Origin of the sequence: Microbacterium sp. SYP-A9085, assembly GCF_009649635.1 — a bacterium.
Classification (GTDB): domain Bacteria; phylum Actinomycetota; class Actinomycetes; order Actinomycetales; family Microbacteriaceae; genus Microbacterium.
This window is the reverse complement of sequence record NZ_WJII01000001.1, coordinates 579,783-593,372: the sequence shown is the minus strand read 5'-3', so window position 1 is coordinate 593,372 and position 13,590 is coordinate 579,783. Positions and strand designations below refer to the sequence as shown.

The following is a 13,590-nucleotide window of genomic DNA, read 5'->3' as shown; positions in this document are numbered from 1 at the left end:
CCCGTGTCAGTCGGTCGCGACCCACACCGTGGTGTCGACGGGGATGCCGCCCTCGTGGAGCGGCCCGCTGGCGAGGATCACGCGCCCGGCGGGTACGGGGACCGGCGCGTCGCCGAGGTTCGCGGCGACCGTGACATTCCCGTTTCGGAATGCTACGACATCCGGACCGTACCCGTCGACCCACGCCAGCGCCCCGGTGCCGAGGCCGCGGTCGCGGCGCTCGGCGAGCAGCCGGTGGTACAGGTTCAGCGTGGACGCCGGATCGGCGGATTCGACGTCGCGCGCGAGGCGCGCCCACTCGATCGGCTGCGGCAGCCACGAGGCGCCGGTGATGTTGAACCCGTACGCGGGGGCATTGGCGACCCAGGGCAGCGGCACACGGCAGCCGTCCCGCCCGTACCGCTCCCCGTTCGTGCGGAACCACGTCGGGTCCTGCCGCGCCGCGTCCGGGATGTCGATGGCCTCGGGCAGTCCGAGCTCCTCGCCCTGGTACAGGTACGCCGAACCGGGCAGGGCCAGCATGAGTGTCGTGGCGGCGCGGGCGCGCCGCAGGCCGAGCACCGGGTCGGGCCGGCCCGGGGAATTCGGTCCGATGCCCTCGCCCTGAGGGCTGTCGGCGGTAAGCGCCAGCCGGGAGGCGTGCCGGATCACGTCGTGGTTCGACAGCACCCACGTGCTCGGGGCGCCCACTGCGCCGTACTCGTGCAGCGACTCGTCGATCACGTCGTGCAGGGCGGCCGCATCCCAGGGGCTCATCAGGTACCCGAAGTTGAACGCCTGATTCATCTCACCGGGACGCACCCACAGCGCAGTCTCGGCGATCGACGGCATCCACGCCTCCGCACACAGGGCCCGGTCCCCGTCGTACGCGGCCAGCACGTCATGCCACTCGCGGTATATGTCGTGGACCTCGGGCTGACCCCAATACGGGACGGCGCCGGTGTCGCCGCCCGTCGATCCGTCCTTCGCCGACGGAAGATAGTCCGGCAGGCCGTCCTTCTTCATCAACCCATGCGCGACATCCACGCGGAACCCGTCGACCCCGCGGTCGAGCCAGAACCGCAGGATGCGGCGGAACTCGGCGCGGACCTCGGCGTTCGTCCAGTCGAAGTCCGGCTGTGACGCGTCGAACAGGTGCAGGTACCACTGGCCGGGCGTCCCATCGGGCTCGGTGACGCGGGTCCACGCGGGCCCGCCGAACACCGACTGCCAGTTGTTCGGGGGCAGCTCCCCGTGCGCGCCGCGCCCGCCGCGGAAGAGGTACCGGGCCCGCTCGGCGCCGCCCGGCGCCGCGGCCAGCGCCTCGCGGAACCACGCGTGCCGGTCAGACGAGTGGTTCGGGACGAGGTCCACGATCAGCCGGATGCCGCGGGCGTGCGCGGCCGCGAGCATCTCGTCGAAGTCCGCGAGCGTGCCGAACAGCGGGTCGACGTCGCAGTAGTCGGCGACGTCGTAGCCGGCATCCTTCTGGGGGCTCGTCATGAACGGGCTCAGCCATACCGCGTCCACGCCGAGCCGGGCGAGGTCGTCCAGGTGTGCGGTGATGCCGGGGAGGTCGCCGATGCCGTCACCGTTGCCGTCCGCGAACGACCGCGGATAGATCTGGTAGATCACGGCGGACCGCCACCACTCCGAGCCGCGGGCGGTGGGCTGCGAAAGGGCTTGGTCGGGCACGGTCGTCGTCATGCGACCAGCGTAGTGGAAGCGCTTACAGCCGGTGGGCGCCGGCGCCGTGCACGGTGGCGGGTCCCGTGCCCCGTAGGGTGGATGCGTGCAGGATGAACAGCTCGAGCGCGCCCAGCGGCTCATCCGCAGCATCCCGGACCATCCCGAACCGGGCGTGCTGTTCCGCGACATCACCCCGCTGCTGGTGGATGCCGCCGCCTTGCGCTGCACCGTGGATGCGATGATCGCGCCGTTCGCCGGCACGTTCGACGTCGTCGCGGGCATCGAGGCGCGCGGGTTCCTGCTCGCCGGCGCCGTCGCCATCGCGGCCGGTGTGGGGCTCGTGCCGATTCGCAAGGCCGGCAAGCTGCCGCGGCCGGCGGCATCCGTCGACTACAGCCTCGAATACGGGACCGCGACGATCGAGGCGCACGACGACATCGAGCCGGGCACCCGCCTGCTGCTCGTGGACGACGTGCTGGCCACCGGCGGGACGCTGCGCGCCGCGCACGCCCTGGTCGCCGAGCTCGGCGGGACCGTCGTCGGCACGTCCGTGCTGATGGAGCTGGAGGCCCTCGGCGGCCGCGCCATCGTGGGCGACGTGCATGCGGTGTTCCGCGTGTAGGCGGCATCCCGCACACTGAGAGCATGCGTCTGCGCACCGCCGCCGTGCTGGTCACGGCCCTCGTCGCGCTGACGGCGTGTGCCCCGCTCCCGACCGCCACCCCCGGAACGTCCCCGCCGGTGTCCACGACGACCCCCACCCCCACGCCGACGCCTACGCCGGTCGACCCGATCGCCCGGCTGACCCTGCCGCAGCGGGTCGGCCAGCTGTTCATGGTGGGCACCGGCACCGGCTCCGCCGCCGCTGGCACGCTCGCCGCCGTCGCCGACCGGCACGTCGGCGGCGTGTTCCTGCACAGCGGCACCCGCACCAGCCTGACCCGGACGGCATCCCTGGTCGGCCAGTTCACCCGGCTCGTCTCGCCGACGACGACCGGCGGCATCCCGCTGTGGGTGGCCACCGATCAGGAGGGCGGCGACGTGCAGGTGCTCTCCGGTCCCGGCTACACCGGCATCCCCTCCGCCCTGCGCCAGGGCGCGCTGACCTCCGCGACGCTGCAGACGGACGCCGTCGGCTGGGGCGGCCAGCTGGCCCAGACCGGGGTCGACGTGAACCTCGCGCCGGTCGCCGACATCGTGACGAGCCCCGCCCTCGCGCGCCGGAACGCGCCGATCGGCCTGCTCAACCGCCAGTACGGATACGACGAGCGCACCGTCGCGCGCGCGGCCGGGGCGTTCGCGGACGGGATGCGACAGGCGGGCGTCCTGCCCGCGTTCAAGCACTTCCCGGGCCTCGGCCGCACCGATTCCAACACCGACTTCGAGCCCGCCGTGGACACCGCTATCACCGCCGACGCGCCGGACGTCGACGTGTACCGGTCGCTGCTGGCCGGCGGCCCCGCGCTGGTGATGGTCTCCACCGCGGTGTACGAGCGGATCGATCCCTCCGCACCGGCGGTGTTCTCGCCACGCATTGTGGGTGACCTGCTGCGCGAAAAGGTCGGCTTCGACGGCGTCGTGATCACGGACGACCTGTCCGCCGCCGCCGCCGTGGGCCGCTGGACGCCTGCGCAGCGCGCGACGATGGCGATCGACGCCGGCTGCGACATCCTGCTGCTGTCCTCCGGTCCCGAGCTGCTGCCCCAGATGTACGAGGCTGTGCTCGCCAAGGCCGTCGCCGATCCCGTGTTCGCCGGGAAAGTGGATGCCGCGGCGCGCCGCGTCGTCATCGCGAAAGCCGCCGGCGTCGGCGGCTGAAGTGTGCGCCGCGCTCAGCCGGCGACGACGTTCAGCGGCGGCTCGCCGCGCAGCATCCGCTCCGCCTGGGTCCGCACGAGCTTCGCTATCCGCGGGCGCATGGCCGACGAGGCGCCGCCGACGTGGGGCGTGATGAGCACGCCCGGCAGCGACCACAGCGGGTGGTCCGCCGGCAGCGGCTCGGGGTCCACGACGTCCAGCGCCGCACGGATGCGCCCGCGGCGGGCATGCTCGACGAGCGCGTCCGTGTCGATGAGCGAACCGCGGCCGACGTTGACGATGAGGGCGCCGTCGGGCAGCAGCGCCAGCGCCGCGTCGTCGAGCAGGTGCCGGGTCTGGTCGCCGCCGGGGAGCGTCGCGATGACGATGTCGGCGCCCGGCAGCAGTGCGTGCAGCTCGTCGGAGCCGTGGATGCGGCGGCCGTCCTCGTCGCGGGCCCGGTGCGCGAGCACGGTGAGGTCGACTTCGAACGGCGCGAGCCGTGCGGCGACCGCGACGCCCACACCGCCGTACCCGAGCAGCAGCACACGGCGGTCGGCGAGGCTGGGGGCGAACACGGTCTCCCAGTGATGCGCGTCCTGGGCGCGGGCGAGGTCCGGGATGCGCCGCTGCGCGGCGAGCGTGAGCGCCACGGCGAGCTCGGCCGTGGACGCTTCGTGCACGCTCGCAGCGTTCGCGAACACGTGGCCGGGGGGCAGTACCGGCAGGACGTGCTCGTACCCGATCGACTGGCCCTGCACGAGGCGCGTGCGCACGCCGTCGAGGTGCGCGAACACGCGGGCGGCGGACCCGCCCATGTACGGGGGCACGACGATGTCGATCTCGGTGCGCGGGGCCGCGGCATCCATCCCCCACACGAGCACCTCGACGCCGTCCGGCACGTCGGTCAGGTCATCGGCGAGCTGCGGGGTGGGGACGGAGACGACGAGGCGGGTCATGCCCTCCACGCTACCGCCGCCGCCCCGCAGCATCCCGTCCGCCTCCCACCGGTGAAAGAGCATCTGACGGACGAGGATGCGGCAATCTACCGCTGTCTCGTCCGTCAGATGCACTCTCGCGGTCTGTGAGGGGCGGGAGGAGGGGCGGGAGGCGGGGCGGGATGCTGGGTCAGGCGGCGACGGCGGCGATGGCGGAGGCGAAGAAGGCCAGCCCGTCGGTGCCGGAGCGCATTGCGGCGGCGGTGTCCGGCCCGAAGCCCGGCTCGGTCGCGTGCTCGGGGTGCGGCATCAGGCCCACGACGTTTCCGCGCGCGTTCGTCAGTCCCGCGATGTCGTTCAGCGACCCGTTCGGGTTCACGCCGACATAGCGGAACGCGACGAGCCCCTCGCCCTCGATGCGCGACAGCGTCTCCGCGTCGGCGATGTACCCGCCCTCACCGTTCTTCAGCGGGATGACGATCTCCTGGCCCGCCGTGAAGGCGCTCGTCCAGGACGTTGCCGCGTTCTCCACGCGCAGCCGCTGGTCGCGGCGGATGAACTGCTGGTTCGCGTTGCGGATGAGGCCGCCGGGCAGCAGGTGCGCCTCGACGAGCATCTGGAATCCGTTGCAGATGCCGAGCACCGGCATCCCGGCCTCCGCGGCGTCCCTCACCTCCGACATGATCGGCGAGAGTGCGGCGATGGCGCCCGAGCGCAAGTAGTCGCCGTAGCTGAACCCGCCCGGCAGGACCAGGCCGTCCACACCCTCGAGGTCGTGCGCGCCGTGCCACAGGGCGACCGGCTCCGCCCCGGCGATGCGGATGGCGCGTTGCGCGTCGCGGTCGTCCAGCGAACCGGGGAACGTGATGACCCCGATCCGGATCGTCATTCCACGACCTCGATGCCGACGACGTCCTCGATGACGGCGTTGGAGAGGATCTCCTCGGCGATGGTGCGGGCCTGCGTGAGCGTGGCGTCGTCGATCTCGCCGTCCACGGTGAGCTCGAACCGCTTGCCGATGCGCACCGCGCTGAACGTGCTGTCCCCCCGTCGTGCGAGGGCGCCGGCGACGGCCTTCCCCTGCGGGTCGAGCAGCTCGGCCTTGGGCATGACGTCGACGACGATGGTGGGCATTCGAAGCTCCGGATGGGGTGACGGGGTGCGCATCCAGTCTACGGTGCCCGGTCGCGGGCCCCGAAGCCTCGCGCCGCCGGGCCCGTGGGTCGACAATGGGGCCACGGCATCGTCGCCCCGGCACCGGATGCCGCCGCCGTGCGCAGGAAGGAGGCTCCGTATGAGCGCGAACGACCGCCCCTTCCCGGAGGGGTTCCTGCTCGGCGCCGCCACGGCCGCGTTCCAGATCGAGGGCGCCGCGCACGAGGACGGACGCCGGGACTGCATCTGGGATGCTTTCTCGCGGGAGCCCGGGGCAATCCTCGGCGGCGACACCGCCGAGCACGCCTGCGACCACTACCACCGGTACCGCGACGACGTCGCGCTCATGAAGCGCCTCGGCCTGCAGGCGTACCGGTTCTCGGTGTCGTGGGCGCGCGTGCGCCCGGACGGCGGGAGCGTCAACCCCGCCGGCCTCGACTTCTACCGGCGCCTCGTCGACGAACTGCGGGGCGCCGGCATCCTTCCGTGGCTCACGCTGTACCACTGGGACCTGCCGCAGGCGCTGCAGGAGCGCGGCGGATGGACCGTCCGCGACACGGCCGACCTCTTCACCGACTACGCCCTCGACGTGCACGACGCGCTCGGCGACAGCGTCGACGTGTGGACCACGCTCAACGAGCCGTGGTGCTCATCGTTCCTCGGCTACACCGCCGGCGTGCACGCCCCGGGGCACCGGAATGTGGCCGAGGGGATGCTGGCCGCCCACCACCTGCTGCTCGGGCACGGGCAGGCCGTCCGCGCGCTGCGCGAACGCGACGCGTCCCTTGACCTCGGCATCACGCTGAACCTCACCGTGGCCGACCCGGCCGACCCCGCCCAGCCCGCCGATCGGGATGCCGCGCGCCGCATCGACGGACAGTTCAACCGCTGGTTCCTGGACCCGGTGTTCCGCGGCGCGTACCCCGCCGACATCGTCGAGGACATCCGCGCCGTCGATGCCGCCGCCGTCGCCCGGTTCGAGCGGGCCGTGCAGCCCGGCGACCTGGACGTCATCGCCACCCCGATCGACACGCTCGGCGTGAATTACTACCGCGGCGACAACGTCGGAGGCACCGCCCCGGCCGTCGTGCCCGCCGCCGTCGAGGCGCCGACGGCCCGGCCCACGGCATTCCCGTTCCCCTCCCACGAGCGGATCCACTGGCACGACCGGGGCCTGCCGCGCACCGCGATGCAGTGGGAGATCCAGCCCGAGGGCCTGACCCGCGTGCTCGTGCGCGTCGCCGACGAGTACGCCCGTCCCGCCGGCACCGTGCTCGCCGTCACGGAGAACGGGGCCGCGTTCGACGACGTCCTCGTCGACGGCGCCGTGCACGACGCGCAACGCGCGGACTACCTGCGCGCGCACCTGGCCGCGGTGCTGGACGCGGTGGATGCCGGCGCCGACGTGCGCGGCTACTTCGCGTGGTCGCTGCTGGACAACTTCGAGTGGGCGTGGGGGTACGGCCAGCGCTTCGGCATCGTCCATGTCGACTACCCGACGCAGCAGCGCACCCCGAAGGACAGCGCGCTCGCGTACGCGCGGATCATCGCGGATCGGCACCTCTCCGCCGCGGCGGACGGCCGGTAGCATCCCGGGTGTGGGGGAAGCGAGCAGGCAGACCGCGCGCGGCGCCGTCACCATCGAGGAGGTCGCGGCCGTCGCCGGCGTCTCCCGCTCCACCGTGTCCCGTGTCGTGAACGGCTCCACCGCGGTCAGCGCCGCCGCCCTGGCGGCCGTGCAGCGGGCGGTCGCCGAGCTGGATTACGTGCCCAACCGGGCGGCACGGTCGCTCGCCAGCCGGCAGACCCTGGCGATCGGCCTGGTCGTGCCGGAGGACACCGAGCGCTTCTTCGGCGACCCGTTCTTCGCGGCAATAGTGTCGGGCATCAACGAGCGCCTCCTGCGCAGCGACTACGTGCTGAACCTTTTCATCGCCAGCGACGACCCCGGCCGCAAGATGACCAACTACATGCGCGGCGGCAACGTCGACGGCGCGATCATCGTGTCGCACCACACCAGCGACACGTTCGTCGACCGGATCGCCGCGACGATGCCCGTCGTGTACGGCGGCCGGCCCCTCCGCCACCGGGAGGGCGAGCACTACGTGGACGTCGACAACGTCGGCGGGGGGCGGGATGCCACGGCCTACCTGATCGCGCGCGGGCACCGTCGCATTGCGACCATCACGGGTCCGTCGACGATGCCCGCCGGCGTGGACCGGCTGCAGGGCTACCGCGCGGCGCTGGCGGCCGCCGGCCTCGACGAGGGACCGATCGCCGAGGGCGGCTTCACGTCGGAGGGGGGCGCGGCGGCCATGCGCAGCATCCTCGCCGCCGGCCCGACCCCGGATGCGGTCTTCGCCGGCAGCGACCTGATGGCGCGCGGGGCGCTCGAGGTCCTGACCGGTCGCGGGCTGCGCGTACCCGACGACGTGGCCGTCATCGGGTTCGACGACTCGCCGGTCGCGACATCCGTCACCCCGCCGCTGACGACGATGCGCCAGCCGTCCTTCGAGCAGGGCCAGACAATGGCCGGCGTCCTGCTCGACGTCCTCGGCGGCCGCACCCCGCCGCGCGCGACAGTGCTTCCCACCCAGCTGGTGGTCCGCGCCTCGGCGTGACGCGCCGATCTCGACGGGATTCTCAACCGGCGGCGCGCCGAACGAGCTCGGCGATGCGCTCCTCGTCTTTCGTCGTGAGGGACTGGATCGCGTACGCCGTCGGCCACATCTGGCCGTCGTCCAGCTGCGCGTTCGTCTCGAACCCGAGCGTCGCGTACCGGTCCTTGAACTTCGCCGCCGGCTTGAAGAACAGCACGACCTTGCCTCCGCGGGTGTAGGCGGGGAAGCCGTACCAGGTCTTCGACGCCAGCTGCGGAGCCACGGATGTCACTATCTCGTCGAGCTTCGCGGCGATGGCGCGGTCCGCGTCCTCCATCGCCGCGATCGCGTCGAGGAGGTCCCGCCGTTCCATCTCCTCCCGTTCGGCGGCGCTCTTGCCCCGGCGCTCCTGCGCCTTCAGCTCGGCGGCGCGCTGGCGCATCGCCGCGCGCTCCTGGGCGGTGAATCCGGATTTAGTGTTTCGTTCGGCGCTCATGCCGCCAACGATACGGATGCCGCCGCCGCGGCGCTTCTCGAATCCTGCTCGTCCGTCAGAGAGCCGCGCTCCGGCTGTTCTCGGGGTCGCCGCCGAGCGGGCCGACCGCCGGGATCGGGCCGCCGTCATCGGCGCCGGTCTGCCGGGCGCGGGCTATCGCGTTGCCGCCGTGGTAGATCACGAGGGCCGCGGCGGCGCCGAGCACGATGCCGGTCAGCTGGAACTCGCCCCAGCCCATCGTGAAGTTCGCTATGGCTATCACGAGGGCCACCGCACCGGTGTACTGGTTGACCGGGCGGGAGAAGTCCACGCGGTTGTCGACCCAGATCTTGATGCCGATGATGCCGATCAGGCCGTACAGCGCCGTGGTGGCACCGCCCAGCACGCCGGCGGGGATCGTGTTGAACAGCGTGCCGACCTTCGGCGACAGCGCCAGCAGGATGGCGACGAACCCGGCCACCCAGTACGCCGCCGTCGAGTAGACGCGCGTCGCGGCCATGACGCCGATGTTCTCGCCGTACGTCGTGGTGCCCGACCCGCCGAACACACCCGCGATCGTGGTCGAGACGCCGTCGGCGATGAGCGCCCGGCCGGTCTGCTTGTTCACGGACTTGTCGGTCATCGTGGCCACCGCGCGGACATGCCCGACGTTCTCCGCGATCAGCACCAGCACGACCGGCAGGAACATCGCGATGGCGCCCCACGTGCCCGGGGCGGTGATGTCGGCGAAACGGAACTCGGGCAGCCCGACCCACGCCGCGTCGCCGACCGCCTTCCAGTCGATCTGGCCCTGGATGCCCGCGACGACGTACCCGACGACCACGCCGAGGAAGATCGAGATCCGCCCGAGGAACCCGCGGAACAGCACGCTGAACAGGATGACGGCGGCCAGCGTGATGGCGGCCGTCAGCGGCTGCTTCTGGACGTTGCCCCACGCGGCCGGCGCCAGGTTGAAGCCGATCAGCGCCACGATGGCGCCTGCCACCACCGGCGGCATGAACCGGTCGACCCACTTCACGCCGGCGAACTGGACCACGACGCCGACGATCGCCAGCAGGATGCCGACGGCGACGATGCCCGCCAGCGCGGTGCCCATCCCCTGGGATGCCGTGGCGGCGGTGACCGGCGCGATGAACGCGAACGACGAGCCGAGGTAGCTGGGCAGCTTGTTGCGCGTGATCAGCAGGAACAGGATGGTGCCCAGGCCCGAGAACAGCAGCGTCGTGGAGACCGGGAAGCCGGTGAGGATCGGCACCAGGAACGTGGCGCCGAACATGGCGACCACATGCTGCGCGCCGATGGCGACGGTGGCGGGCCAGTTCAGGCGCTCCCCGGGATGGACCACCTTCCCCGGTTCGACGGTGCGGCCGTTTCCGTGCAGGGTCCACAGTGGCATGCGTGTGCTCCAGGGTCGTCGGCGGCCGGGGTGCCACCGGAACGACTTTACCTGGGAGGCGGCTGGGAACGTGGGATGCCGCGATCTCGACATCCCGGAGCCAGGGGGTCCGCCGCGGGTCTAACGTCGAAGGTGTTCCAGGAAGGGAGCCCCCATGAGTGAGCAGGAAATCCTCGATGTCCGCGAGCTGGTACCCGCACAGCGTCACCACGTGATCTTCGAGCGGTACGCCGCCCTGGAACCGGGCGGGTCATACGTCCTCGTCAACGACCACGACCCGAAGCCGCTGTACTACCAGTTCGCCGCGGAGCACGCGGGCCGCTTCTCCTGGGAGTACCTCGAGGAGGGCCCCACGGTGTGGCGCGTGGAGATCGGGCGCACCGCCGCCGAGTGACGGTCAGCGCGTCGCGGTCAGGCGCGTGATCAGCTCGCGGTAGCGGGTTGCCGTGCGCTGCACGACCTCGTCCGGCAGCACCGGTGGCTCGCCCTGCATCGGCACCCAGTGCGCGGTCAGCCAGTCCCGCACTATCTGCTTGTCGAAGCTCGCCATGCGCTCGGCGGGTGTCGCCCCGGTCCGCCACGCCTGGGCGTCCCAGTACCGTGACGAATCGGCGGTGAGCACCTCGTCGGCCAGCGTCACGGTGCCGGCCGCGTCCACGCCGAACTCGAACTTCGTGTCGGCGAGGATGAGCCCGTGCTCCAGCGCCGTGTCCGCGGCGCGCTCGTAGATCTGCAGCGAGAGCTGCCGCACCCGCTCCGCGCGGGCGGCGCCGACGAGCTCCACCACCCGGTCGAACGTGACGTTCTCGTCGTGCTCGCCGAGGGGCGCCTTGTGCGCGGGGGTGAAGATCGGCGCCGGCAGCCGGTCGCCGTTGTGCAGGCCGTCGGGAAGATGGATGCCGCAGACTGTCTGGCTCGCCTGGTACTCGCCCCAGCCCGACCCGGTGAGATAGCCGCGGACGACGCACTCGATCGGCAGCATGTCCAGCGCGTGCACGACCATCGCGCGTCCGCGCACCGCCTCCGGCACGTCCGCGTCGGCGATCACGTGGTGCGGGATCGGCGCACCGCCGTCGCCGCCCGCGAGTCGGTTGAACCACCACAGGCTCAGCGTCGTGAGCAGCTCGCCCTTGCCGGGGATCGGCGGGGTGAGCAGGTGGTCGAACGAGCTGACGCGGTCGCTGGCGACCACCAGCATCCGGTCCGGCGCCGTGTCGGCGGGAAGGCCCGCGGGCACGTACAGATCGCGCACCTTTCCGGAGTACGTGTGGGTCCAGCCGGGGAGGGAGGGGGGAGTGGTCACGTGCCTATCCTGGCACCGGCCCGCCGCGGGCGCCCCGGGAGTGTATAGTCCATTCGGACTAGTCGATTCGGAGCACTCATGGCGGACGTCGCACTCACACCGCTCGGGGTGATGGTGCTCGCGCTGCTGCGCGAGGGTGACATGCATCCGTACGAGATGATGCGGCTGCTGCGGCATCGCCGCGAGGACCGTATGGTCAGGCTCACGAACGGCACTTTCTACCACACCGTCGCACGCCTTCAGCGCGACGGGCTGATCGCCGAAGTGGGTGTCGACCGCGACGGCAACCGGCCCGAGCGCACGACGTACACCCTCACCGACGACGGCCCGGCGGCCCTGGAGGAGTGGGTGCGGGGCCACCTCGGACGCACCGACGGCCTGCAGAACTTCCGCGTCGCGCTGGGCGAGGCGCACAATCTGTCCCGTGCGGAGGCGGTGGTCCTGCTCACCTCCCGTCGTGACGGCCTCGCGGCGGAGTATGCGGCGATGAGTGCCGGACTGCAGGATGCCCGCGGCCGCGGCGTCCTCGAGCAGTACCTTGTCGAGCTCGACCGGTACACGGTGATCCTGCGCGCGGACCTCGACTGGACCGACGCGCTGCTGGCCAGAATCGCCGGTGACGACTTTCCCTGGGGCGGCGATGACCTCGCGCCCGTGAACCCCGTGGCCGTCGTGGCCGCGCGAGAGGCAGTGCAGCAATGACCGAGACGACTCCGGCCGCGCACGGCGCGGCATCCACCGCCCAGCAGCCGCGCAGCCCGTGGCCTGCGCTGTGGGCACTGGTGATCGGGTTCTTCATGATCCTGGTGGACACCACGATCGTGTCGGTGGCCAACCCCGCCATCAAGGCGGCGCTGGATCCGGACACGAACAACCTCGACAATGTCGTGTGGGTCACCAGCGCCTACCTGCTCGGGTACGCGGTGCCGCTGCTGATCACGGGCCGGCTGGGCGACCGGTTCGGGCCGAAGAACGTGTACCTCGTCGGGCTCGCCGTGTTCACTCTCTCGTCGCTGGGCTGCGGCCTGTCCACGTCGCTGCCGATGCTCATTGCGTTCCGGGCGGTGCAGGGGGTGGGCGCCTCGATGCTGACCCCGCAGACGATGGCCGTGATCACGCGGACGTTCCCACCGAACCAGCGCGGCGCGGCCATGGGGCTGTGGGGAGCCACGTCGGGGGTCGCGATGCTCGTCGGGCCGCTGGCCGGCGGCCTGCTCGTGGACGGGTTCGGCTGGGAGTGGATCTTCTTCATCAACCTGCCGGTCGGGGTGATCGGCTTCGTGATGGCGTGGATCCTCGTCCCGAAGCTGCCCACGCACCGGCACCGCTTCGACATCCCGGGCGTGTTCCTGTCGGCGGCGGCCCTGTTCTTCATCGTGTTCGGCCTGCAGGAGGGCGAGAAGTACGACTGGGGTGAGATCTGGGGCCCGATCACGGTGTGGCAGCTGATCGTCGTGGGCGTGCTGCTGTTGGGCGTGTTCATCTGGCAGCAGGCGCGGACCCGCACCGAGGCGCTCGTGCCGCTCGCCCTGTTCCGCGATCGCAACTTCTCCGTGTCCAACCTCGGCATCGCGATCGTCGGGTTCACCGTGACGAGCATGACGCTGCCGATGATGTTCTTCATCCAGCTGGGCCGCGGGCTGACACCGACGCAGGCCGCGCTGCTGCTGATCCCGATGGCGGTGCTGGCGGGGGTGCTGTCGCCGTTCGCGGGCCGGCTGCTGGACCGCACCGACTCCCGGCTGCTGCTTGTGCCGGGCCTGGTGCTGTTCGCGGGCGCCCTTTTCTGGTACTCGGCCCTCAGCAACATGGACACCCCGATCTGGATGTTCCTGCTGCCCTCGGCCGTCATGGGCATCGGCAGCGCCGGCCTGTGGGGTCCGCTGGCGACCACGGCGACCCGCAGCCTGCAGCCGCGGCAGGCGGGTGCCGGGTCGGGCATCTACAACACGACCCGCACGATGGGGTCGGTGCTGGGGTCGTCCGCGATCGCCGCGTTCATGCAGGCCCGCCTGGAGGCGAATCTGCCGGGAGCCGCCGCACACGCCGGCCAGATGGGGTCCGGGGCACTCCCCGCGGTCGTCGCAGGCCCGTTCTCGGATGCCATGGCGCAGTCGCTGCTGCTGCCGGCGATAGTGATGGCCGTCGGGGTGATCGTCGTGCTGTTCATGAAGGATCCGCGCGCGACCTCGGCCGCGCAGTGGCAGCACGCGAACGCCGAGCCCTCGGCGGGCTGA

General features: G+C 71.8%; 14 protein-coding genes. 7 read left to right on the top strand and 7 right to left on the bottom strand.

Going from position 1 to position 13,590, the window contains the following annotated elements; genetic code table 11:
* Nucleotides 1-6: 6 nt before the first annotated feature.
* Entirely contained in the window at nt 7-1,686 is a 1,680-nt protein-coding gene (locus tag GH740_RS02820; protein WP_153744534.1) for an alpha-amylase family glycosyl hydrolase, read from the bottom strand.
* Nucleotides 1,687-1,771: 85 nt separating this feature from the next.
* Between GH740_RS02820 and GH740_RS02815 the strand changes: the two genes are divergently transcribed.
* Nucleotides 1,772-2,290 carry an adenine phosphoribosyltransferase gene (locus tag GH740_RS02815; RefSeq protein WP_367640428.1) on the top strand — a complete coding sequence of 173 codons (519 nt, stop codon included), beginning with the start codon at nt 1,772-1,774 and terminating at the stop codon, nt 2,288-2,290.
* 23 nt (nt 2,291-2,313) lie between these two features.
* On the top strand, nt 2,314-3,486 hold the full coding sequence (locus tag GH740_RS02810) for a glycoside hydrolase family 3 N-terminal domain-containing protein (protein ID WP_153744533.1): 1,173 nt from the start codon (nt 2,314-2,316) through the stop codon (nt 3,484-3,486).
* A gap of 14 nt (nt 3,487-3,500) precedes the next feature.
* Here the strand turns inward: GH740_RS02810 and GH740_RS02805 are convergent, their stop codons facing one another.
* The 3 genes from GH740_RS02805 to GH740_RS02795 form a co-directional block, all read right to left on the bottom strand.
* On the bottom strand, nt 3,501-4,424 hold the full coding sequence (locus tag GH740_RS02805) for a 2-hydroxyacid dehydrogenase (RefSeq protein WP_153744532.1): 924 nt from the start codon (nt 4,422-4,424) through the stop codon (nt 3,501-3,503).
* Between the two features lie 169 nt (nt 4,425-4,593).
* Nucleotides 4,594-5,292: a phosphoribosylformylglycinamidine synthase subunit PurQ gene (gene purQ, locus GH740_RS02800; RefSeq protein WP_153744531.1), complete on the bottom strand. Its 699-nt coding sequence runs from the start codon at nt 5,290-5,292 to the stop codon at nt 4,594-4,596.
* A complete protein-coding gene (locus tag GH740_RS02795) occupies nt 5,289-5,537 on the bottom strand; it encodes a phosphoribosylformylglycinamidine synthase subunit PurS (RefSeq protein WP_153744530.1) in 249 nt (82 codons plus the stop codon). The genes purQ and GH740_RS02795 overlap by 4 nt, the downstream gene beginning before the upstream one ends.
* A 160-nt stretch (nt 5,538-5,697) precedes the next feature.
* Between GH740_RS02795 and GH740_RS02790 the strand changes: the two genes are divergently transcribed.
* The gene (locus GH740_RS02790; RefSeq protein ID WP_153744529.1) at nt 5,698-7,146 is read left to right on the top strand and encodes a GH1 family beta-glucosidase; all 1,449 of its coding nucleotides are present in this window, start codon (nt 5,698-5,700) and stop codon (nt 7,144-7,146) included.
* Nucleotides 7,147-7,156: 10 nt separating this feature from the next.
* A complete protein-coding gene (locus GH740_RS02785; protein WP_367640424.1) occupies nt 7,157-8,179 on the top strand; it encodes a LacI family DNA-binding transcriptional regulator in 1,023 nt (340 codons plus the stop codon).
* A 22-nt stretch (nt 8,180-8,201) separates the two neighbouring features.
* Here the strand turns inward: GH740_RS02785 and GH740_RS02780 are convergent, their stop codons facing one another.
* A complete protein-coding gene (locus GH740_RS02780) occupies nt 8,202-8,654 on the bottom strand; it encodes a DUF1801 domain-containing protein (protein WP_153744527.1) in 453 nt (150 codons plus the stop codon).
* Between the two features lie 55 nt (nt 8,655-8,709).
* A complete protein-coding gene (locus tag GH740_RS02775) occupies nt 8,710-10,050 on the bottom strand; it encodes a uracil-xanthine permease family protein (RefSeq protein ID WP_153744526.1) in 1,341 nt (446 codons plus the stop codon).
* A gap of 154 nt (nt 10,051-10,204) precedes the next feature.
* Here GH740_RS02775 and GH740_RS02770 point away from each other — a divergent pair, with 154 nt between their 5' ends.
* A complete protein-coding gene (locus GH740_RS02770) occupies nt 10,205-10,444 on the top strand; it encodes a DUF2249 domain-containing protein (protein WP_153744525.1) in 240 nt (79 codons plus the stop codon).
* Nucleotides 10,445-10,447: 3 nt separating this feature from the next.
* Here GH740_RS02770 and GH740_RS02765 read toward each other — a convergent pair whose 3' ends face one another.
* Entirely contained in the window at nt 10,448-11,353 is a 906-nt protein-coding gene (locus tag GH740_RS02765; protein ID WP_367640421.1) for a phosphoribosylaminoimidazolesuccinocarboxamide synthase, read from the bottom strand.
* Between the two features lie 78 nt (nt 11,354-11,431).
* Between GH740_RS02765 and GH740_RS02760 the strand changes: the two genes are divergently transcribed.
* Together GH740_RS02760 and GH740_RS02755 are read left to right on the top strand one after the other, a co-directional pair.
* On the top strand, nt 11,432-12,055 hold the full coding sequence (locus GH740_RS02760) for a PadR family transcriptional regulator (RefSeq protein ID WP_153744523.1): 624 nt from the start codon (nt 11,432-11,434) through the stop codon (nt 12,053-12,055).
* The gene (locus tag GH740_RS02755) at nt 12,052-13,590 is read left to right on the top strand and encodes a DHA2 family efflux MFS transporter permease subunit (RefSeq protein ID WP_153744522.1); all 1,539 of its coding nucleotides are present in this window, start codon (nt 12,052-12,054) and stop codon (nt 13,588-13,590) included. Before GH740_RS02760 ends, GH740_RS02755 begins: the two co-directional genes overlap by 4 nt.

Coding starts and splice junctions, on each gene's coding strand:
- GH740_RS02780 (WP_153744527.1), bottom strand. CDS start 8,654: ATGAGCGCCGAACGAAACACTAAATCCGGATTCACCGCCCAGGAGCGC.
- GH740_RS02760 (WP_153744523.1), top strand. CDS start 11,432: ATGGCGGACGTCGCACTCACACCGCTCGGGGTGATGGTGCTCGCGCTG.
- GH740_RS02805 (WP_153744532.1), bottom strand. CDS start 4,424: ATGACCCGCCTCGTCGTCTCCGTCCCCACCCCGCAGCTCGCCGATGAC.
- GH740_RS02770 (WP_153744525.1), top strand. CDS start 10,205: ATGAGTGAGCAGGAAATCCTCGATGTCCGCGAGCTGGTACCCGCACAG.
- GH740_RS02795 (WP_153744530.1), bottom strand. CDS start 5,537: ATGCCCACCATCGTCGTCGACGTCATGCCCAAGGCCGAGCTGCTCGAC.
- GH740_RS02810 (WP_153744533.1), top strand. CDS start 2,314: ATGCGTCTGCGCACCGCCGCCGTGCTGGTCACGGCCCTCGTCGCGCTG.
- GH740_RS02820 (WP_153744534.1), bottom strand. CDS start 1,686: ATGACGACGACCGTGCCCGACCAAGCCCTTTCGCAGCCCACCGCCCGC.
- purQ (WP_153744531.1), bottom strand. CDS start 5,292: ATGACGATCCGGATCGGGGTCATCACGTTCCCCGGTTCGCTGGACGAC.
- GH740_RS02790 (WP_153744529.1), top strand. CDS start 5,698: ATGAGCGCGAACGACCGCCCCTTCCCGGAGGGGTTCCTGCTCGGCGCC.
- GH740_RS02755 (WP_153744522.1), top strand. CDS start 12,052: ATGACCGAGACGACTCCGGCCGCGCACGGCGCGGCATCCACCGCCCAG.
- GH740_RS02775 (WP_153744526.1), bottom strand. CDS start 10,050: ATGCCACTGTGGACCCTGCACGGAAACGGCCGCACCGTCGAACCGGGG.